Source organism: Methylophilus sp. UBA6697 (genome assembly GCF_002454655.1).
Taxonomy (GTDB): domain Bacteria; phylum Pseudomonadota; class Gammaproteobacteria; order Burkholderiales; family Methylophilaceae; genus Methylophilus.
Map to the genome: position 1 here is coordinate 44,520 of NZ_DKJH01000026.1, position 20,622 is coordinate 65,141.

Here is a 20,622-nt window from a genome sequence, read left to right on the forward strand (position 1 = left end):
ACGTTATTTAGGCGCTGACGCGGCCTCCTTAAGCAAGCCTTCTAACCATTGCCTGCTTAAGGCGCCGCGTTTTACTTTGTACAGCGAACCATCCGGTGCATAAATATAAGTAGTAGGCAGCACCTCAGGGCTTGGTATCGCCATCTTTTGCGCCTCCCCGAGCACAATCGGGTAAGAAATCAGCATGTCGTCCGCATATTTTTGCACGCTTTGCACAGACTCATACTTCACAGCCACCCCCAGCACCATCACCCCCTCTTTGGCATGGGCATCATAAAAAGTCACCAACTGCGGCATTTCTTCAAGACATGGCGGGCACCACGGCGCCCAGTAATTCACTACCAGCCACCGGCCTTTGTACTGCGCAAGCTGATGACTGTGGCCTGCCATATCTTGCATGTGCCAGTTCGTCACGGGTGCTGCAGCCAGGCATTGCGTTGTCAGGCACAGGCCCAACACAACCTTTAATAGATGAAATAACATGCTGCAGCCCTTGTTTTTAATCAAAACGCTCCCCATACTGGATAGCATAGACGGAAAAAACTTGATTATGCGGGAAAACTGTTGCTATACTAGTTGTTATCTCGTTTGGTAATTTCATCTTTCAGCAAATTACTAATTCAAACAAAATTTAGCCACACTTTCAAAAAATTTCTGTTTAAATCCAGTCTACATTTGATTTAAATTCTTCACCATTCTTAAGAGGCAATAATGAGCGACAACATTACCCATTTAAGCGACGCCAGCTTTGAACAAGAAGTACTGCAATCCACAGTGCCAGTATTGGTTGATTATTGGGCAGAATGGTGCGGCCCTTGTAAAATGATTGCGCCGATTCTGGATGACATCAGCAAAGAATATGCTGGTCGCCTGAAAGTGGCAAAACTGAACATTGATGATAACCAGAATACGCCGCCAAAATACGGCATTCGTGGTATCCCAACCCTGATGTTGTTTAAAAACGGCAATGTGGAAGCGACTAAAGTCGGTGCATTGTCCAAGTCTCAACTCAGCGCGTTTATCGACAGCAACATTTAATCTACTTACCCGGTTTCCAGTCTGCGAAACCGGGTTTTCTTTTCAATCTCTCCGCCGTTTCTCAGTCTAGCGAGTTACTCAATGCACTTATCCGACCTCAAACATCTCCCCGTGACCGAACTGGTCGACATGGCCATTGCCAATGACATTGAAAATGCCAGCCGCATGCGCAAGCAAGATCTTATTTTTGCGATCCTTAAAAACAAGGCCAAAAAAGGCGACAGCATTTTTGGTGATGGCACGCTGGAGGTATTACCAGACGGGTTCGGCTTTTTGCGCTCCCCGGATACGTCATATCTGGCGGGCCCGGACGATATTTACGTATCTCCGTCGCAAATACGCCGCTTTAACCTGCACACAGGTGACAGCATTCAAGGCGAAATTCGTACGCCTAAAGATGGTGAGCGCTATTTTGCCTTGGTGAAAGTGGATAGCGTCAATAATGAAGCGCCGGAAAATACCAAACACAAAATCCTGTTTGAGAACCTGACGCCACTGTTCCCAACCATACCACTGACACTGGAACGCGAAATCCGCGGCGAAGAAAACATTACCAGCCGCGTGATCGACATGATTGCGCCGATCGGTAAAGGTCAGCGTGCACTATTGGTTGCCAGCCCGAAAAGCGGTAAAACCGTCATGCTGCAAAACATTGCCCATGCGATTACTGCTAATCATCCTGACTGTATCATGATCGTGTTACTGATTGATGAGCGTCCGGAAGAGGTGACAGAAATGACACGTTCTGTACGCGGCGAAGTAGTGGCATCCACCTTTGACGAACCAGCGACCCGCCACGTGCAAGTGGCCGAGATGGTGCTGGAAAAAGCCAAACGCCTGGTAGAACACAAAAAAGACGTGGTGATTCTGCTGGATTCGATTACCCGCCTGGCACGTGCTTACAACACGGTGATTCCTTCTTCTGGCAAAGTATTAACCGGTGGTGTGGATGCCAACGCCCTGCAAAAACCCAAGCGTTTCTTTGGTGCGGCACGTAACGTCGAAGAAGGTGGTTCACTGACCATTATCGCCACTGCGCTGGTAGATACCGGGTCGCGCATGGATGACGTGATTTACGAGGAATTTAAAGGTACCGGCAACATGGAAATCCATCTGGATAGACGCATGGCCGAAAAACGTACTTACCCTGCCATTAACGTGAACAAGTCTGGCACCCGCCGCGAAGAGCTGCTACTGGACAAAGACGTACTGCAAAAAATCTGGGTATTGCGCAAACTGCTCTACCCGATGGACGACCTCGAGGCGATGGAATTCTTGCTCGACAAAATCAAGGCGACCAAGAGCAACAACGACTTCTTCGACAGTATGCGTAGAGGCTAGCGCCACCTCGGATGCAATTATTTATCGATCTGCTATTGATAAATCAATAAAAATCATAGATAATCGCGCGTTTACTGCAACTGCTTAAAGATTAGAGAGAAAGCATGAAAGCTGATATTCACCCAAATTACCCGGAAATCAACGTCACATGTAGCTGTGGCAACAAATTCCAAACTCGTTCTACGACAGGCAAAGACCTGAACATTGAAGTATGTTCACAGTGCCACCCGTTCTACACTGGCAAACAGAAGATCGTGGATACTGCTGGTCGCGTTGAGAAATTCCGCCAAAAATACGGCATGTAATTTCGGCGAATATGGTCCAGAAAGGCAGCATGGCTGCCTTTTTTGTTTTTATAGCTAGGCATTTCAGGGGTAATATCACACTCTGATCATGCGTTCATCCCGCGACCCACATCCAACCATGCAGTTTTATATTGATCACGATTGGCAAGAAAACATGGCCACCCCACGCGCCAAGGTGGGGGAGCGCGCCAAAACGCATCTGCTGATTTTGCTATGCGCCATCTGGCTGTGCGTGGGTTTGATTGGCCACTCACCATGGAAACCGTTTGAATCGCAATCGGCCAGCATTATTCAAAGCTTGATCGATCACCCTTTCCTGTCTGCGACCAGCTGGACACACGGCCACTGGATTGCGCCAGTCTCAGCCGGACATCCCTTACTGGAAACGCCACCATTGTTTTACTGGGCGGCCACCGGCTTTGCCAATTTACTCGCACCCTTGCTACCAACGCACGACGCTGCCAGGCTCAGTGTAGGTCTCTGGATGCTGCTGACCCTGATCATGACCGGGCTGAGTGGTCGCGAATTATGGAATCTGGGCGTAGGTCGTCAAACCAACTTTATTTTTATCGGCTGCCTGGGACTGGTCGTCAGCGCCCATACCATGATGCCTGCCGTTGCCGCTCTCAGCGGCATCACCATGGCTTTTTACGCCCTGGCCCTCGTGATGCGCAAACCGATACGCGCCATGTGGTTACTTTGCACCGGCCTGTTAATCGCCTTTTTGGCAGGTGGCGTGCTGCCTGCTCTCACGATTATGTTATCTGTGCTTGGCCTGTTATTGGTCCCCGCCATTCGCCAGCACAAACCCACCTACCGGGCCATGTTAGCGGGCACTTTGCTTGCCATGCCCGGGATCTGGCTATGGTGCTGGCTATGCCAGCAATGGGCGCCTGGCCTGTGGCACGCGTGGTGGCAATCGCAATGGCAACTCCAGCTGCCTGGCAATCATGGCTACTTTTTAAGAACACTGGCTTGGTATGCCTGGCCAGCCCTGCCGTTCGCCATGTGGGGCGTTTGGCGATTCAGGCACTCCGTGCTGACCACTTACCGCTTTCAGCTCGGGCTGATTTTCTTCGGCATTGCCTTTATATTGATCGGCTTCATGAGCGACCGCAGCGAAGTAAGCGCATTACCTCTACTGGTGCCATTGACCGTATTGGCTGCAGGCAGCATCGAAACCCTTAAACGCGGCGCCGCCGGTGCTTTAAACTGGTTTGGCCTGATTTTGTTTGGCATTCTGATTGCCACGGCCTGGCTGGGCTGGTGGGCCATGCTCAACGGCTCGCCAGTGAAGCTCTACCAGCGCCTGAGTTACCTGTCAGGACTGGAAACCATCCATTTCAGCCTGTTATACGGCGCGATTGCCGTTGCGGTGACCCTGATCTGGCTGTCAATTGTGTTGCGTGCCAAGCACTCCAACCGTTCTAGCGCCACCAACTGGGCCATCGGCATGACCTGTGCCTGGACAGTGTTTATGAGCTTATGGCTGCCAATGATAGAAGCCGCACGTACCTACCAGCCACTGTTTGAAGACCTGCGCAAGCACCTGCCTGCGCATTACAATTGCATCCACGCACAAAATATCGGTGCGTCACAAGAAGACTTGCTGCACTATCATTCTGGCATACGCTTGCATGCAGGCATACACCTAAAAGACCACGAGCAAGCCAAGTCTACGCAGTGCGATTTGTATTTGATTGAAGACCAGCCGGGCAAGCGCCACATATTGCCTGGTGAAGAGTGGCGTGTGATCTGGGAAGGCGAACAAACCCGCCAGAACCGGGAATCTTTCAGACTATTGCAGCGCCACTAAAGACTCGGGATGGCTGCTGATTTCTAGCAGCCCAGCGACAGGGCAAATGCCCCCAATAATGCGCGCGCAGCCGTGCGCTTATGCTAAAAAGGGATATTATGCCTGCACGTGTTGCTGGATAGCGGCAATCACTCGCGGATGCAGCCCCTGCCCTTGATGTTGCTGCACATGGGCAACCAGCGATTTAATCATGACTGAATTCCAGAACTTTTTAAGGTGGCTGGCAATTTCCAGCTTAGCCTCTTCCACATCTGGATTCGCTTCAAAAAAGTCGCCAATCTGGTTGGCCATCTTGATTAATTTTTCCACTTCCATAGGCTTACACTCTTTCTAGCGAAACGCACGCGCATCTGGTTCTGACAGTGCACCGCTATACACCACGCACTGCCCGGTTTTGGCAAAGCCAACCAGCAAAAAACCATATTCCTGCGCCAAATTGACTGCCAACGCAGTGGGGGCAGACAGCGCGATCAATACCTGCCCGCCACACATCGCGACTTTTTGCACCATTTCGTAGCTGGCCCGGCTAGTCGTCAACACCCAGTGCTGCGCCCAGAAGGTTGAAAAGTCACAGCCCTGGCGCAACAGGCTGCCAATCAGCTTATCCAGTGCATTATGCCTGCCGACATCTTCGCGCACGCACACCACCTGCCCACTGGCATCCGCAATCGCACTCGCATGCGTAGCGCCCGTCAGTTGCTGCAAGGGTTGCTGTGATTTCAATCCAGCCAGCGCCGCATCAATGGCCGACAATGACACCGTCACCAATGGCCCAGTCGCCGACATCGGCTGTTTAAACACTTGCTGCAAACTCTCAGCGCCACACAAACCACACCCTGTGCGCCCGGTTAAATTACGCCGCTGCGCTTTGAGCATGGCAAACTGTTCTGCGGCCAATTCAATATGTAACTCTATGCCCTGTAATGGCCCGTTAGCATGAAACAAGGCTTTCGCATCTATGCCATAAATCTGGCTACGATGACTGATAATGCCTTCAGTAAACGAAAAGCCATAGGCAAAATCCTCAAGATCAGCCGGGGTCGCCAGCATCACCACATGCGAAATACCGTTATACACCAGCGCAATCGGCACCTCTTCTGCCACCGCATCCGGCAAGGCAGATGACGCCCCTTCGCGCCAGCGGGTCACGTGCAGCGTACTCACCGCCTGTTCAGCCGCAATGGTTTGCCATTCACTGCTCGCAGGCAGCGGGCAATCTTTTACATCAACTTCAACTGTCATCAAGAAACAACCGTGTGGGGATCCATCCCCGACAATTCAATTTGCGTGTCGCTAAACGAACGGTAATGTTGCTGCCAATCCGACAGTTGATTGACTTTAGACACTTGCACTGCCGTCACCTTGTATTCCGGGCAATTGGTCGCCCAGTCGGAGTTGTCTGTGGTAATCACATTCGCACCGGATTCAGGATGATGGAACGTGGTATAAACGACGCCAGGCTGTACGCGCTCGGTAATCTTGGCACGCAATACCGTTTGTCCGGCACGACTGCTGATGCCTACCCAGTCGCCTTCGGCAATACCGCGGTCTTCAGCATCGTGCGGATGAATTTCAATCAGATCCTCATGATGCCAGGCCACATTTTCTGTGCGGCGTGTTTGCGCGCCCACATTGTATTGCGACAGAATACGGCCAGTGGTCAGAATCAGCGGATATTTCTGGTTCACGCGCTCTGTGGTCGGTACATATTGGGTAATAAAGAACTTGCCCTTACCACGCACAAATTCATCGACGTGCATGGTTGGCGTACCACTAGGCGCTTCGTCATTACATGGCCACTGGATGCTGCCCAGTTCATCGAGTTTTTTGAAGCTGACACCGGTAAAAGTCGGCGTCAATGCGGCAATCTCGTCCATGATTTCGCTGGCATGCGCATAATGCATGGGATAACCCAAGGCTTCTGAGAATTTGGCAGTAATCTCCCAATCTTCCATACCATTTTTTGGCGTCATGACTTTACGCACCGGAGAAATACGACGCTCGGCATTGGTAAAGGTACCGTTCTTCTCAAGGAAAGACGCACCAGGGAAAAATACGTGGGCAAACTTGGCCGTTTCATTGAGGAACAAGTCCTGCACAATCACGCACTCCATACTTTCCAGCGCATGGGTCACATGCTGGGTATCAGGGTCAGACTGGGCAATATCTTCACCCACGCAATACACTGCTTTAAAGCTGCCTTCTGCGGCTAAATCCAGCATATTGGGGATACGCAAGCCAGGATCTGCACTCAGCGTCACGCCCCAGGCCTGCTCAAATTGCGCACGTGTTACGTCATCAGACACATGACGATAACCAGGGAATTCATGCGGCATGGAACCCATGTCACAAGAGCCTTGTACATTGTTTTGACCACGCAATGGGTTCACGCCCACCCCTTCACGGCCAAGATTACCTGTCGCCATTGCCAGATTGGCAATACCCATCACAGTGGTAGAACCCTGGCTATGCTCGGTGACACCCAGGCCGTAGTAGATCGCAGCATTACCGCCCGTGGCATATAAGCGTGCAGCCTCACGTACTTCATTGGCAGGCACACCCAATTCCCTTTCCAAGGTTTCTGGTGAGTTTTCCGGCTTGGCCGCAAAGTCACGCCAGGCAATATACGAATCCCACTCGCAACGTGTTTTGACGAACTCTTCCTGCACCAGACCTTCAGTCACAATCACATGCGAAATGGCAGAAATCATGGCCACATTGGTGCCAGGACGCAGTTTCAAATGGTAATCCGCACGCACATGTGCCGAATTAGACACCAGGTCAATTTCTCGTGGATCGACCACAATCAGCTTGGCCCCTTCACGCAAGCGGCGTTTCATCAAGGAGCCAAAGACCGGGTGACCGTCTGTTGGGTTCGCACCCATGACAAAAATCACGTCAGACTGCATGACTGAATCAAAGGTCTGCGTACCGGCAGACTCACCCAGGGTTTGCTTCAAGCCATAACCAGTGGGGCTGTGGCAGACGCGTGCGCAGGTATCTACGTTATTGCTACCAAATACGGCCCGGATCAGCTTTTGTGTCACATAGACTTCTTCGTTGGTACAACGGCTGGAAGTAATCCCCCCGACCGCCTCTTTACCATATTGCTTTTGAATACGCTGGATTTCACTGGCGGCATAATTAATCGCCTCATCCCAGCCCACTTTTTGCCATGGGTCATGAATACTCTTGCGGATCATGGGTGTGGTAATACGGTCAGCGTGCGTCGCGTAGCCCCAGGCAAAGCGGCCTTTGACACAGCTATGGCCGTGGTTGGCGCCACCTTCTTTGGTCGGCGTCATACGCACCACTTGCTCGCCTTTCATTTCGGCGTCAAAGCTGCAACCCACGCCGCAATAAGCGCACGTGGTGGTGATTTTGTGTTCTGGCGTACCGGCGTCAATCACGGTTTTTTCCATCAGCGTCGCGGTAGGGCAAGCTTGGACGCAAGCGCCACAAGACACGCATTCTGACTCCAGAAAGTCTTTGCCGCCGGCAGAGACCTTGCTATCAAAGCCGCGGCCCTGGATGGTCAGTGCGAATGTCCCTTGTGTTTCTTCGCACGCACGCACGCAGCGTGAACAGACAATACATTTAGAAGCATCAAATGTGAAATAGGGATTGGACTCATCCTTGGCCTGACCGAGGTGATTCTCACCATCATAGCCATAACGCACTTCGCGCAAACCTACCGCGCCCGCCATATCTTGCAGCTCGCAATCACCGTTAGCTGCACAGGTCAGGCAATCCAGCGGATGGTCTGAAATATAGAGTTCCATGACACCACGGCGCACATCGGCCAGTTTAGGCGTCTGCGTTTTCACCTTGAGCCCAGGCGCCACTGGCGTGGTACAAGACGCCGGGTAACCGCGGCGGCCTTCGATCTCGACCAGGCATAAACGGCAAGAGCCAAATGGCTCCAATGAGTCAGTCGCGCACAACTTAGGCACGGTCACACCGCCCAGTTGCGCGGCATGCATGATAGAAGTCCCATCAGGCACGGTCACATCTATGCCGTCAATATTCAGCGTCACCATGGTGGTGCCGTCAGACTTGGGCGTGCCGTAATCGGTATCCGCATCGTATTTAAGTGCTTGCGGCTGTGAAGAGGAGTATTTGATGTCATCCATAATGTCATCCTTCGCCGCCCTTAGGCAGCAGCTTCTTTATTGCTTAGACCAAAGTCTTCAGGGAAATGATTCAGGGCGCTCAACACCGGGTAAGGCGTCATGCCCCCCAATGCACACAAGGAACCATTCAGCATGGTGTCGGACAAGTCACGCAGTAACTGCACATTTTGCGGGTGGTTCTTGCCCAGCACAATTTTGTCCATCACCTCTACGCCGCGCGTAGAGCCTATACGGCACGGCGTACATTTGCCGCAACTTTCAATGGCACAAAACTCAAAGGCATAACGTGCCATGTTGGCCATATCGACACTGTCATCAAACGCCACAATACCGCCATGGCCCAGCACGGCCCAAATCTTGGTAAACGCTTCATAATCCAGCGGGGTATCAAACTGGCTCTCCGGCAAATAAGCCCCCAATGGGCCACCTACCTGTACGGCGCGAATAGGCCGACCCGAGGCAGAACCGCCACCATAGTCATACAATAGCTCACGTAAAGTGGCACCAAACGCCAGCTCGACCAGACCGGTTTGTTTTAAATTGCCGGCCAGTTGAATAGGCAAAGTACCACGTGAACGGCCCATGCCGTAATCGGCATAATATTGCGCGCCTTTATCCAGAATAATTGGCACGGTCGCCAGTGAAATCACATTATTAACAATGGTCGGCTTGCCAAACAAGCCTTCAATCGCAGGTAATGGTGGTTTAAATCTGACCAGGCCACGCTTGCCTTCCAGGCTTTCCAACAAGGAGGTTTCTTCGCCGCAGACATAGGCACCCGCGGCACGACGCACTTCGAGATGAAAAGTATGGCCCGAGCCCAGAATATTTTCGCCCAGGTAGCCCGCTAAATTCGCTTTACGGATGGCCTCATTCAGTGTTTTCAGCGCATGCGGATATTCGCTGCGCAAATAGATATAACCTTGGGTAGCCCCCACTGCAATCGCGGCAATGGTCATGCCCTCAATGAGCACAAAAGGATCATCTTCCATGATCATCCGGTCAGAATAGGTGCCCGAGTCGCCTTCGTCAGCGTTACAAACAACATATTTCTGCTCTGCCGGGGCATTGAGTACGGTATTCCACTTGATGCCGGTGGGGAAAGCCGCACCACCACGACCTCGCAAACCAGAGTCGGTGACTGTTTTAACAATATCGGCACCTGACATGGCCAGGGCATTTTTGAGGCCTTTGTAACCATCATGCGCCAGGTAATCTTCCAGCGAAAGCGGATCGGTAATGCCCACGCGGGCGAAGGTTAAACGTTGCTGTTTTTTCAGCCAGGCCAGTTCATCGGTCAACCCTAAATATAAAGGATGCGCTTTGGCTTTGTCAGCGAGTGCATTGGTAAACTCTGCATTAAACAAGCCAGCCACGTCTGAGGGCTGCACCGGACCAAAGGCGACGCGGCCTTGCGCGGTTTCAACTTCCACCAGTGGCTCTAACCAAAACAAGCCACGTGAACCGTTGCGCACTAATGTCATCTCGACACCCCGTGACTGCGCTTCTTGCATGATTTTTTTAGCCGTACGCTCGGCGCCCAGGGAAAGTGCGGTGGAGTCTATGGGCACATATACCTTAACCATGGCACACCTCGCTAATCAATGCGGTGACCTTGTCGGCACTCATGCGACCATACACTTCATCATCCAGCATCACTGCCGGTGAACAGCCACAGTTACCCAGGCAATACACTGGCAACAAAGTGAGATTACCGTCAGCCGTGGTTTGGTGATAATCCACACCTAGTTTCGCTTTTAGCTCGGCTTCCAGCTTGGCAGACCCCATGGACTGACAGGACTCGGCACGACACACTTGCAATACGTGCTTGCCGATGGGATGGGTACGGAAATGATGATAAAAACTGACGACACCGTGGACTTCGGCCACAGACAGGGCCAGCGCTTTGGCAATTTCCGGATATACGGCTTCCGGCACATAGCCAATATCGTCCTGAATCGCATGCAACAAAGGCATCAGCCCACCCGGCACATGCTGGTGTGCTTGAATATGCGCCTGTATCTGCGCGTGTTGCTCGTGGCTTAATGTGTTATCCAAACCGACCTCACATTTAACTGGTTACAATTTAGTTACATTCTATCACCCTCGAATCATATCCTCTATTTATGCCTTGTGAAAGCCTAAAAAGGGCATAAAATACGAATTACTTTAGACCTTAATATAGTCATGCAAACAACGGCCACCATTCCTACACAATTGATCGACCAGTTTGGTCGGCGGGTGGACTATATCCGCCTGTCGATCACCGATCGTTGTGATTTCCGTTGCCAATACTGCATGGCAGAAGACATGACGTTTCTGCCACGCGATGCCGTGTTATCACTCGAAGAATGTGCACGCCTCGTTAAACTGTTTGTCCGTATGGGCGTGCGTAAAGTTCGCATCACCGGTGGTGAACCACTGGTACGCAAAAATGCCATGTGGCTGTTTGAGGAAATTGGCCACTTGCCCGGCCTGGATGAGTGTGTACTCACCACCAATGGCAGCCAGTTGGATAAATACGCAGTGGCGCTGAAAACTGCTGGCGTCAAACGCATCAATATCTCCATCGATAGCCTGCAGGCAGACCGTTTTAAAACCATCACCCGTGTGGGCGAATTATCAAAAGTGCTCACCGGACTGGACGCAGCCAGGTCGGCAGGCTTTGACAATATAAAAATCAACACCGTGCTGATGCGTGGCATCAACGATGATGAAGCCGAAGCCCTGGTCAACTTTGCGATTGAAAAACAGGTCGATATCAGCTTTATTGAAGAAATGCCGCTAGGGGCAGTGGAGCATGATCGCGAACAAAGCTGTGTCAGCAACACCGAAACGCTTGCCCTGCTAAAAAGTAAGTTCTCACTCACGCCGAGCACCCACAGGACAGGCGGCCCTGCGCGCTATTGGCAAGTCAATGGCCGGCCAACAAAGATTGGCTTTATCTCACCGCATAGCCACAATTTTTGCGAGAGTTGTAACCGTGTGCGCATCACCTGTCAGGGAGAACTGTTCCTGTGCCTGGGCCAAGACCATCAAGTCAATTTGCTGCCGTTACTGCGCGCGCACCCTGACGACGACCAACCCTTGGTAGACGCCATTCTGCATGGCATGCGTATCAAGCCTCAAGGGCACGATTTCGATTTACGGCGGGCAGCCCCTGCGGTTGTCCGCTTTATGTCGCATACGGGTGGTTAATGCAGATTACCGCAGTCATCCTGGCCGGTGGGCGCGGCATGCGCATGGGCGGTGCCGATAAAGGCTTAGTGAATTATCAAGACAAGCCCCTGGTCGCACACGTGCTGGAACGCATACAGCCGCAGGTGGATCATGTCATCATCAATGCCAACCGCCATGTAGAGCAGTACCAGGGATTTGGCGTCCCGGTGGTCACCGATAACAACGACCAGTTTGATGGCCCACTGGCAGGTATGCAAGCAGGCATGCATCATGCCAGCACTGACTGGATACTCAGCGTCCCTTGTGACTCACCACTGCTGCCACTGGATTTAGTCAGTCGACTGCGTCGCGCCATCAGCGAAGCTTCGGCAATTAATCACACCCACGCCCTGCTGGCCATTGCGCGCAGCGCCAGTGGCACGCACCCAGTGTTTTGCCTGATGCCACGCCAATTGAGCGTCGACCTCGATGCTTTTCTGCAACAAGGCCAGCGCAAAGTGAGTGCCTGGCAAGCCCAGCATCCCCATGTATTCGTGAGCTTTGAAGATGAGCAAGCGTTTACTAACATCAACCACCACCCCTCTTAGCCTTAGCGATCATGACTAATCAAGCCCTTTTGCAACAACTGGCCAGCAATCCTTCCTGCGCAGATGACTATGACCCTAATGCCATGTCTGTGACGCAAGCACGCCAGTATATCCAGCAATTTTTATCGCCTGTGCAAGACAGCGAAACCATTAGCATCAAACAAGCGCTGGGGCGCACACTATCAACGTCTGTGACATCTGGCCTCAATGTGCCTGGCCATGACAATTCGGCCATGGACGGCTTTGCGTTCCGCCATGCAGAAGCGACGCAACCGCTACAAATCGTGGGCACCGCATTTGCAGGTAATCCATTTACCGGTGAGTTACCCACAGGCGGCTGCGTCAAAATCATGACAGGTGCGGTGATTCCATCTGGCGTGGATACCGTCGTCATGCAAGAGCACACCACCACTGAAAGTGAGATGGTCACAGTGCTCAAAATCCCGGCCCAAGGTGCCAATATCCGCCTGACAGGGGAAGACATCACGATTGGTCAAACCGTGCTGGCGCGCGGCCATCAAATACAACCGGCCGATATGGGGCTACTGGCCTCGCTGGGCATTGCAGAAGTCCAGGTGTACCGCCGCTTGAAAGTGGCTTTTTTCAGCACCGGCGATGAGCTGGTCAGTGTCGGTCAGCCACTACAGGCGGGCCAGATTTACGACAGTAATCGTTATAGCTTATGGGGCATGTTACAAGCACTAGGGGTAGACGTGCATGACCTGGGCAATGTCGCCGATGACCCAGCTGCGCTGGAAAAAACATTGCTACAAGCGGCTGCCGAACATGATGTGGTGATTACCAGTGGCGGCGTATCGGTAGGCGAAGCTGACTTTATGAAACAATTACTGGCAAAACACGGCCAGGTATTATTCTGGAAAATCAATATGAAACCGGGCCGCCCGCTGGCCTACGGCAAAATAGGCCAGTCACATTACTTTGGCTTACCCGGCAATCCGGTGTCTACCATGGTGACCTTTTACCAGTTTGTACAAGCAGCCCTCAAAAATCTGATGGGTTCGAATACCTTTAGCCAGCCCTCATTCAAGGTCGAATGTGTCAGCGCGATTAAAAAAGCGCCCGGCCGTACCGAGTTCCAGCGTGGCATCTTATTTAAAGCAGGCGAAGACTGGAAGGTCAAAACCACCGGTGAGCAAGGCTCGGGGATTTTGAGCAGCATGAGCCAGGCCAATTGCTTTATTGTGCTGGATGACAAAACCAGCACACTGGCAGCAGGCACGCTGGTTGAGGTGCAACCTTTCAGCGGCATTTGCTAAGCCGCCCGACCCACACAAGCTGGCATGAATCATAAAAAATAGCTTATAGTGTCGGGTCGCAGCGGGGGTTAATCATAAGGGTGTTGGCGTGCAAGCCGTGTTAAAAGAGTCTAAACAGTTCAGTCATGTATTAGAGTGGTGCTTGATTGCTTCACTGCTTATCCATGCCGCGATCATGTTTACCATGCCCAAGCCAGACTATGACCTGCCACCGCCCAAAAAGCAGGAAATCCGCATTGAGTTGGTGAAAGAGCAGCCACCTGCACCAGCGCTGCCAGTCGCCGAGCCGGAGCCTACCCCCGTAAAACCTGAACCACCCAAGCCACAACCGGTAAAGAGCGAGCCCAAACCGGTTGAGCACAAGCCGGTGGAACAAAAACCAGTCGCGCCGCAAAAACCATCCCCAACCCCGGAGCCTCCCACAGAGACACCGCGCCAGGTCGTTGAGTCCCCAGCCCCGGCAGTGATTACAGCCAAACCAACTGTTAGCGAAGCAAAGTCTGAGATGGTGGCGCCTCCAGCGCCGCCTGCACCGCCACCTGAGGCGGTCAAAGCCAGTGGGCCGAGCGAAGGCGATATTGAGGCTGCGCGCAATGCGTTTAAAGAGGCTGCGCAACGTGAAATTCAAAAGAACCTGCGCTATCCCAGAATTGCGCTGGAGCGCGGCATTGAAGGGGTGACCAACCTGCACATTACCTTTGACGACCATGGCAACGTGACTAGCATTGAAGTGGTGGAGTCTAGCGGCAACAAGGCCATCGATGAGGCTGCCATTGCCACCATCAAGAAGTCACAGCTAAAGTCGCTGTTTAACGATTTATTGCGCGGCAGGCTGAAATCAACCAATGTGCCAGTCAGCTTCAAGCTGGCAAGTTAAGCGGCCATGTTTTTCAAACGCACCTCCTTAGGCACCTCAGCCAGAGCTCACGACAAGCCGCTCAGGCACTTACTGCTGTTTCATGACCTGTATTTTATTGCACTGATCGTGTTAGCAGTTGCCAGCGGCGGCTACGGTATTTATCTGTGGGACAAAGCCTCCAAGCAATCGCAACGCATTAACTTTGTCATTCAGGAAATCTACCTGGTGCGTGGCGACCTGTATCGTCAAACCAAAGAGTTATTTGATGCGTTTTTCTTGCAGGAAGAGAATGCATTACATGAATACAACCAATACACCACCTCCATCCTGGATCACCTGGAGCGCTTGCAAAACGTCGCCATCGATCAGGAAGAGCGCGATGCGCTGATGGACATAGAGCTGAAATACCGCAACCTGGTCAATGAAGCACCGGCCTTGTTTTATCGTTATCAGAATAACCCTGATCGCAAAGCGCAAAAGTCCATTTACCAGGATATTGAAACCGGCATTTTCAGGCACTATGAAGAGGTTTCCAAGCGTGCCGAAAACTTGCTGTTTGTGAAACAGGGTGAAATCAAGCAACGCCTGGACGAGGCCAGAAGCAACTCGATTGCGGTGCTCTCATTACCACTGCTACTGGCCTGCATCCTGATTGTGTATTCACGCCGGATTCTGAAAAACTCCATCGTCCGGCCAATTAACGACATCATGCAAGCCACCAATGCCATCAGTACCGGCAACCTGAGCCATCAGGTACCGGAGGCCGGTGCAGAGGAGCTGGCGGTGCTGTCGAGAGAAATTAATAAAATGGCCGAAGACCTGGCAGCCAGTCGTGACGCACTGGTTAAAAGCGAAAAACAGGCGGCACTCGGCCTGCTGGTGCCCATGCTGGCGCACAACATCCGCAACCCGCTGGCCAGCATACGTGCGACCGCACAAGTCATTGACGACCCCTTGCTGGATAAAGACACGCTGGAGTCGATTCAAGGCATTATCCATACGGTGGACAGGCTGGAGCGCTGGACAGGCAGCCTGCTGTCTTACCTGCACCCGATCAAACCCATGCTCAACCAGTTACTGCTTTCCTCTATTGTGCAGGGTGCCATCACCACCTTGCAGCCAAAACTCAATGAAAAGCAGATCAGGGTCATTGAAAACAGCACAACGATCAAACGTCTGGTGCTTACAGACGAACATTTACTGGAACAAATGCTGTACAACCTGCTTCTAAATGCCTCAGAGGCTTCACCGCGAGGCACAGAAATACAGTTAACATGCAGACTGGCTAATAACCTGCTCACTATCACCATTATCGACCAAGGGCCGGGCATGCCATTCAAGCCGGAGCCCCATGCGCTGACGCCGGGCCCGACCACCAAACGCTTTGGCACCGGCCTGGGCATTCCATTTGCATTCAAGGTATGCGAGGAGTTGGGCGGCGCCATGGCCTTTGACAGCGAGCCTGGCCAAGGCACGCACATTACCATCACGTTACCGCAATAACGGACTAGACCTGCGGCTGACATGAGAATTTTCGTTTTGTGCTTGCTTAATTTTGTATTTTTATCAACAATGTGATTAAGTGATTGTCATGACTACTATGTTGAATTCACCTGTTCCAGAACTCATCTTACCGGCCACTTCTGGCCTCCAATTTAATAGCAAAGACTATTTGGGTAAGTTTCTCGTTCTCTATTTTTACCCCAAAGATGCCACGCCCGGCTGTACTACGCAGGGCATGCAGTTTCGCGATATGCATGAGCAGTTTGCTGCAGCCAATGCCGCGGTCTTTGGCATTTCACGCGACAGCCTGAAATCACACGAAAATTTCAAAGCCAAGTACACGTTTCCGTTTGAGCTGATTTCTGACAGCGAAGAAATCGCCTGTCAGGCATTCAACGTGATTAAAATGAAGAACATGTACGGCAAACAAGTACGAGGCATTGAACGCAGTACATTCCTGGTCAACCCACAAGGCACCATTGTGCGCGAATGGCGTGGTGTCAAAGTGGATGGTCATGCCGCCGAGGTATACGCCAGTATTCAGTCTTCCCACTCATAAAAGTGATTTTCTATGGCCCGTGCTGCACACACCAAGTTGTTTGTTCTTGATACCAACGTTCTGATGCACGACCCGTCGTCGCTATTCAGATTTGAAGAGCACGATGTCTATTTGCCGATGGTGACATTGGAGGAGCTAGACAATAACAAGAAGGGGCTGACTGAAGTCGCCCGTAACGCCCGTCAGGCCAGCCGTTTTCTGGAAGAAATCATCGGCAGCATAGACACTGACAAACTGGAAGAAGGCTGCCCACTGGGTATTCAGGGTAATCGCCACCTGACCGGCAAGCTGTTCTTCCAGATGGAGCATGTGCCGACTGACCTGCCAGGCCTGGCAGGCAGCAAGGCGGATAACCAGATCATCAGCGTCGCCCTGTCCCTGAAAAAACAGTTTTCCAAACGTAATGTCATCCTGGTCAGCAAGGATATCAATATCCGCATTAAAGCCCGCGCCATGGGCGTGCCGGCTGAAGATTACTTTAACGATAAAGTGCTGGAAGACAGCGACATGCTGTATACCGGCCTGCGCGAACTGCCGGAAGACTTCTGGGAAGCTCACAGCAAAGATATGCACTCCTGGCAAGAAGCCGGCCGCATGTTTTATAAAATCAGCGGCCCTATCGTCAAGTCACTGCTAATCAACGAGTTTTTGTTTTATGAGTACCACAAACCGTTCCATGCCATTGTGCGTAAAATTGAAGACAATTCAGCCGTGCTGGAAGTGGTGCATGACCACGCCAACCCTAAACACAGTGTCTGGGGCATTACGGCACGCAATCGTGAACAAAACTTTGCCTTGAACTTGCTGATGGATCCTGACATAGATTTTGTCACACTGTTAGGCCAGGCCGGTACCGGCAAAACCCTATTGACCCTGGCGGCAGCACTGACGCAAACATTGGATAAAAAACGCTATTCCGAGATCATCATGACCCGCGTCACGGTACCGGTGGGGGAAGACATCGGCTTCTTGCCAGGCACCGAAGAAGAAAAAATGGCGCCATGGATGGGCGCCCTGGAAGACAACCTTGATGTATTGAACAAAACAGATGAGGACGTAGGTGAATGGGGGCGTGCTGCCACCCAGGACTTAATCCGCACCCGCATTAAAATCAAATCATTGAATTTCATGCGTGGCCGTACTTTCCTCAATAAATTTTTAATTATCGACGAAGCGCAAAACCTGACGCCAAAACAAATGAAAACCTTGATTACACGTGCAGGCCCTGGCACTAAAGTGGTGTGCCTGGGCAATATCGCCCAGATCGATACGCCTTATCTGACTGAAGGTAGCTCTGGCCTGACTTACGTGGTCGATCGTTTCAAAAACTGGTCACATAATGGCCATATCACGCTGGTACGTGGCGAACGCTCACGCCTGGCGGATTTTGCAGCCGAGGTCCTGTAGACGTAGTCTGCTTGAATGTGATGGTTAAAGGCTTTTATACCTTACTGATTGCCCAGTTCTTATCGGCAATCGCTGATAATGCACTCTTGTTTGCAGCGATTGCGCTGCTGGCCCAGCTCAACGCACCGAGCTGGCATGAACCGCTGCTACGAGAGTTCTTTGTCATTTCCTACATCGTGCTGGCACCTTTTGTCGGCCCGTTTGCCGATGCGCTCCCTAAGGGCCGCGTGATGTTCTTGAGTAACGGCTTGAAGTTTATCGGCTGTTTAATGGCCCTGGTCGGCGTCCCACCATTGTATGCCTATGCCATGGTCGGCGTCGGCGCAGCGGCCTACTCTCCGGCAAAATACGGCATCCTGACCGAGATGCTACCGTCGAAGTTGCTGATCAAGGCCAACGCCTGGATGGAAGGCACGACCGTGACTGCCATCATCCTCGGCCCGGTTTTAGGCTCTACGCTGTCGATCAACAACCCATACATAGGCATTGCCTGCATCATGCTGCTGTATTTGCTGGCCGCAGGCTTTAATTATTACATCCCTAAAGTACCCATCGACCATAAAGTCGCACAAAAAACATTGCGCTTTTTGCTCAAGGACTTCTGGCATGCGTTTGTGACGCTATGGAAAGACCCGCAAGGCCAGGTATCGCTGGCAGTGACAACGCTGTTTTGGGGTGCAGGCGCAACACTACAATTTGTAGTGTTGCAATGGGCTGATGTCAGGCTCGGATTCTCACAACAGCAAGCCACCTATTTGATTGCAATTCTGGCCGTCGGCATTGCTGTTGGCTCCATCATCGCTTCGCGTTATGTCGAGCTGGAAAATGCCGTTAAAGTCTTGCCTGCCGGCATATACATGGGTATTTTGGTCATCAGCATGATAGTGATCCACAGCCCTATCCTGGCCGGCATTCTGCTGTTTGTGATTGGCGTGCTCTCTGGTTATTTTCTGGTGCCGCTTAACTCGTTGCTACAACATCGCGGGCATCATCTGCTTGGTGCAGGCCATTCGATAGCGGTACAAAACTTTAACGAGAATATAGGTATTTTGTTGTTGCTAGGTGCCTACACCTGGATGGTGGGGGCAAAGCTGGAGATCAACACAATCGTTGCCATTTTCGGCGTGTTTATCATCGTCAGCATGTCGTTGATCACCCTGGTGTATCGCAAACAAATCCGACAATAAGCGGATTGAGTTTACCCAATAAAAAAGGCGCCTGAAGCGCCTTTTTTATTGCCATGCCATTAGTGCAGTTTTACATGCGGCTCAGTACGTCTTGAAATAATACGCCCGATGGTATGCACAATCACGGCAAAAATACCGTGTAATGCCATCAAATGCATCTTATACAAAGAGCGATACATCACGCGCGCAAACAGGCCCTGAATGTACATACTGCCACCTGCAACGGCGCCCATCAGGCTGCCAACAGTCGAGTATTTACCCAGGTTCACCAATGAACCGTAATCGGTATAGTGGAATTCGGGCAATTGTGCTTTACCAGCCACGCGCGCCTTGACTGTTTTCACCAGTAAAGAGGACTGTTGGTGCGCCGCCTGAGCACGTGGCGGCACAGTGGTGTCATGGCCTAACCATGGACAAGCTGCGCAGTCACCGAAAGCAAAAATGTTCTCGTCACGCGTGCTTTGCAGATGCTGATTGACCACCAACTGATTAATCCGGTTGGTTTCCAAGCCATCGATATCTTTCAGGAAGTCCGGTGCCTTGATACCAGCTGCCCACACCACGAGTTCTGCCGGAATGGTGCGACCACTGTGTGTAGTAATGCCTTTTTCAGACACTTCGGTCACGCGCTCACCGGTAAACACATTGACACGCAGCTTACGCAACTCTACGTCTACCGCATAAGATAGTTTAGCCGGTAATGCAGGCAAGATACGGTCGCTGGCTTCGATCAAGGAAATCTTGACGTCACGGTCCGCATCAATTTTGTCCAGGCCATAAGCGGCCAACTCACGCGTTGTATTATGTAATTCTGCCGCCAACTCAACACCTGTCGCACCCGCGCCAACAATGGCTACTTCCAGTTGACCAGGTTTTAATGCCTCGGGCTGGGTTTGCGCACGTAATAAAGCGTTATGCAAATAGCGATGGAATTTCTGCGCTTGCGCCTGTGTGTCCAGCGCCATCGAGAACTCGCGTGCGCCCTTAATGCCGAAATCATTGGTCGTGCTACCCACGGCAATAATCAGGGTATCGTATTTGAACGAACGACGCGCAATAATTTCATTACCATCTTCATCATGCACCGGCGCCAGCAACACTTCACGTGTGCTACGGTTGAGGCCATCCATACGACCCAGACGAAATTTAAAATGATGCCAGTGCGCTTGTGCAAGGTACTCCAACTCATGACGGTCAGGGTCCATACTGCCCGCTGCAATTTCATGCAGCAATGGTTTCCATACATGGGTTCTGGTGGCATCAATCAGCGTAATTCTGGCCTTTTTCTTCTTGCCCAGAGAGTCACCCAGTTTGGTCGCCAACTCAAGGCCACCTGCACCGCCACCTACAATGATGACATGGTGTAAATCATTTTCGTCTGTCACGCTCTATCCTTCAATAAAAAAGCGCGCCTGCCGTACTGCCAAGCG

Annotated in this window: 19 protein-coding genes; 12 read left to right on the forward strand and 7 right to left on the reverse strand. The window is 51.8% G+C overall.

All coding sequences use genetic code 11. From position 1 onward, the window contains the following. Positions 1–3 precede the first annotated feature (3 nt). Entirely contained in the window at positions 4–483 is a 480-nt protein-coding gene (locus B3355_RS08105; protein ID WP_292782440.1) for a TlpA disulfide reductase family protein, read from the reverse strand. Between the two features lie 228 nt (positions 484–711). Here B3355_RS08105 and trxA point away from each other — a divergent pair, with 228 nt between their 5' ends. From trxA to B3355_RS08125, 4 genes are all read left to right on the forward strand, one after another. Further along, on the forward strand, positions 712–1,038 hold the full coding sequence (trxA, locus tag B3355_RS08110; protein ID WP_019883507.1) for a thioredoxin TrxA: 327 nt from the start codon (positions 712–714) through the stop codon (positions 1,036–1,038). An 81-nt stretch (positions 1,039–1,119) separates the two neighbouring features. Continuing rightward, on the forward strand, positions 1,120–2,379 hold the full coding sequence (gene rho / locus B3355_RS08115; protein WP_019883508.1) for a transcription termination factor Rho: 1,260 nt from the start codon (positions 1,120–1,122) through the stop codon (positions 2,377–2,379). 104 nt (positions 2,380–2,483) lie between these two features. Continuing rightward, entirely contained in the window at positions 2,484–2,684 is a 201-nt protein-coding gene (rpmE, locus tag B3355_RS08120) for a 50S ribosomal protein L31 (RefSeq protein ID WP_019883509.1), read from the forward strand. An 88-nt stretch (positions 2,685–2,772) separates the two neighbouring features. Further along, on the forward strand, positions 2,773–4,500 hold the full coding sequence (locus B3355_RS08125) for an ArnT family glycosyltransferase (RefSeq protein ID WP_292782451.1): 1,728 nt from the start codon (positions 2,773–2,775) through the stop codon (positions 4,498–4,500). A 96-nt stretch (positions 4,501–4,596) separates the two neighbouring features. Here B3355_RS08125 and B3355_RS08130 read toward each other — a convergent pair whose 3' ends face one another. From B3355_RS08130 to B3355_RS08150, 5 genes are read right to left on the reverse strand one after another with little or no spacing between them, the layout of a single operon-like run. Next, positions 4,597–4,815, reverse strand: a complete 219-nt coding sequence (locus B3355_RS08130) for a formate dehydrogenase subunit delta (protein ID WP_019883512.1) — start codon at positions 4,813–4,815, stop codon at positions 4,597–4,599. A 15-nt stretch (positions 4,816–4,830) separates the two neighbouring features. Further along, positions 4,831–5,742, reverse strand: coding sequence for a formate dehydrogenase accessory sulfurtransferase FdhD (fdhD, locus tag B3355_RS08135; RefSeq protein WP_292782454.1), 912 nt, complete (start codon positions 5,740–5,742; stop codon positions 4,831–4,833). Next, complete coding sequence (fdhF, locus tag B3355_RS08140) at positions 5,742–8,633, reverse strand: formate dehydrogenase subunit alpha (RefSeq protein ID WP_292782456.1); 2,892 nt, start codon at positions 8,631–8,633, stop codon at positions 5,742–5,744. The genes fdhD and fdhF overlap by 1 nt, the downstream gene beginning before the upstream one ends. A 20-nt stretch (positions 8,634–8,653) precedes the next feature. Further along, entirely contained in the window at positions 8,654–10,219 is a 1,566-nt protein-coding gene (locus tag B3355_RS08145; protein ID WP_292782458.1) for a formate dehydrogenase beta subunit, read from the reverse strand. Further along, positions 10,212–10,691, reverse strand: coding sequence for a formate dehydrogenase subunit gamma (locus tag B3355_RS08150; RefSeq protein ID WP_292782461.1), 480 nt, complete (start codon positions 10,689–10,691; stop codon positions 10,212–10,214). Before B3355_RS08150 ends, B3355_RS08145 begins: the two co-directional genes overlap by 8 nt. A 129-nt stretch (positions 10,692–10,820) precedes the next feature. Here B3355_RS08150 and moaA point away from each other — a divergent pair, with 129 nt between their 5' ends. From moaA to lplT, 8 genes are all read left to right on the forward strand, one after another. Further along, on the forward strand, positions 10,821–11,831 hold the full coding sequence (moaA, locus tag B3355_RS08155; RefSeq protein WP_292782463.1) for a GTP 3',8-cyclase MoaA: 1,011 nt from the start codon (positions 10,821–10,823) through the stop codon (positions 11,829–11,831). After that, positions 11,831–12,400, forward strand: a complete 570-nt coding sequence (gene mobA, locus B3355_RS08160) for a molybdenum cofactor guanylyltransferase MobA (RefSeq protein ID WP_292782466.1) — start codon at positions 11,831–11,833, stop codon at positions 12,398–12,400. The genes moaA and mobA overlap by 1 nt, the downstream gene beginning before the upstream one ends. Positions 12,401–12,411: 11 nt before the next feature. Then, complete coding sequence (gene glp, locus B3355_RS08165; RefSeq protein WP_292782469.1) at positions 12,412–13,677, forward strand: gephyrin-like molybdotransferase Glp; 1,266 nt, start codon at positions 12,412–12,414, stop codon at positions 13,675–13,677. 88 nt (positions 13,678–13,765) lie between these two features. Next, positions 13,766–14,554: an energy transducer TonB gene (locus B3355_RS08170; protein ID WP_292782472.1), complete on the forward strand. Its 789-nt coding sequence runs from the start codon at positions 13,766–13,768 to the stop codon at positions 14,552–14,554. Between the two features lie 6 nt (positions 14,555–14,560). After that, entirely contained in the window at positions 14,561–16,039 is a 1,479-nt protein-coding gene (locus B3355_RS08175; protein ID WP_047516097.1) for a sensor histidine kinase, read from the forward strand. Positions 16,040–16,136: 97 nt separating this feature from the next. Beyond that, a complete protein-coding gene (locus B3355_RS08180) occupies positions 16,137–16,598 on the forward strand; it encodes a peroxiredoxin (RefSeq protein ID WP_292782684.1) in 462 nt (153 codons plus the stop codon). A gap of 12 nt (positions 16,599–16,610) precedes the next feature. After that, the gene (locus B3355_RS08185; protein WP_019883524.1) at positions 16,611–18,005 is read left to right on the forward strand and encodes a PhoH family protein; all 1,395 of its coding nucleotides are present in this window, start codon (positions 16,611–16,613) and stop codon (positions 18,003–18,005) included. Between the two features lie 20 nt (positions 18,006–18,025). Next, positions 18,026–19,192 carry a lysophospholipid transporter LplT gene (lplT, locus tag B3355_RS08190; protein WP_047516096.1) on the forward strand — a complete coding sequence of 389 codons (1,167 nt, stop codon included), beginning with the start codon at positions 18,026–18,028 and terminating at the stop codon, positions 19,190–19,192. 59 nt (positions 19,193–19,251) lie between these two features. On the opposite strand, the gene B3355_RS08195 is transcribed toward lplT, so the two are convergent. Then, the gene (locus B3355_RS08195) at positions 19,252–20,577 is read right to left on the reverse strand and encodes an NAD(P)/FAD-dependent oxidoreductase (protein WP_292782479.1); all 1,326 of its coding nucleotides are present in this window, start codon (positions 20,575–20,577) and stop codon (positions 19,252–19,254) included. Positions 20,578–20,622: the final 45 nt, after the last annotated feature.

Bases quoted from the DNA above. Each gene is read 5' to 3' on its own strand.
- B3355_RS08145 (WP_292782458.1), bottom strand. From the start codon at position 10,219: ATGGTTAAGGTATATGTGCCCATAGACTCCACCGCACTTTCCCTGGGC.
- B3355_RS08175 (WP_047516097.1), top strand. From the start codon at position 14,561: ATGTTTTTCAAACGCACCTCCTTAGGCACCTCAGCCAGAGCTCACGAC.
- glp (WP_292782469.1), top strand. From the start codon at position 12,412: ATGACTAATCAAGCCCTTTTGCAACAACTGGCCAGCAATCCTTCCTGC.
- rpmE (WP_019883509.1), top strand. From the start codon at position 2,484: ATGAAAGCTGATATTCACCCAAATTACCCGGAAATCAACGTCACATGT.
- B3355_RS08180 (WP_292782684.1), top strand. From the start codon at position 16,137: ATGTTGAATTCACCTGTTCCAGAACTCATCTTACCGGCCACTTCTGGC.
- moaA (WP_292782463.1), top strand. From the start codon at position 10,821: ATGCAAACAACGGCCACCATTCCTACACAATTGATCGACCAGTTTGGT.
- fdhF (WP_292782456.1), bottom strand. From the start codon at position 8,633: ATGGATGACATCAAATACTCCTCTTCACAGCCGCAAGCACTTAAATAC.
- lplT (WP_047516096.1), top strand. From the start codon at position 18,026: ATGGTTAAAGGCTTTTATACCTTACTGATTGCCCAGTTCTTATCGGCA.
- B3355_RS08125 (WP_292782451.1), top strand. From the start codon at position 2,773: ATGCGTTCATCCCGCGACCCACATCCAACCATGCAGTTTTATATTGAT.
- fdhD (WP_292782454.1), bottom strand. From the start codon at position 5,742: ATGACAGTTGAAGTTGATGTAAAAGATTGCCCGCTGCCTGCGAGCAGT.
- B3355_RS08105 (WP_292782440.1), bottom strand. From the start codon at position 483: ATGTTATTTCATCTATTAAAGGTTGTGTTGGGCCTGTGCCTGACAACG.
- B3355_RS08185 (WP_019883524.1), top strand. From the start codon at position 16,611: ATGGCCCGTGCTGCACACACCAAGTTGTTTGTTCTTGATACCAACGTT.
- B3355_RS08130 (WP_019883512.1), bottom strand. From the start codon at position 4,815: ATGGAAGTGGAAAAATTAATCAAGATGGCCAACCAGATTGGCGACTTT.
- rho (WP_019883508.1), top strand. From the start codon at position 1,120: ATGCACTTATCCGACCTCAAACATCTCCCCGTGACCGAACTGGTCGAC.
- trxA (WP_019883507.1), top strand. From the start codon at position 712: ATGAGCGACAACATTACCCATTTAAGCGACGCCAGCTTTGAACAAGAA.
- mobA (WP_292782466.1), top strand. From the start codon at position 11,831: ATGCAGATTACCGCAGTCATCCTGGCCGGTGGGCGCGGCATGCGCATG.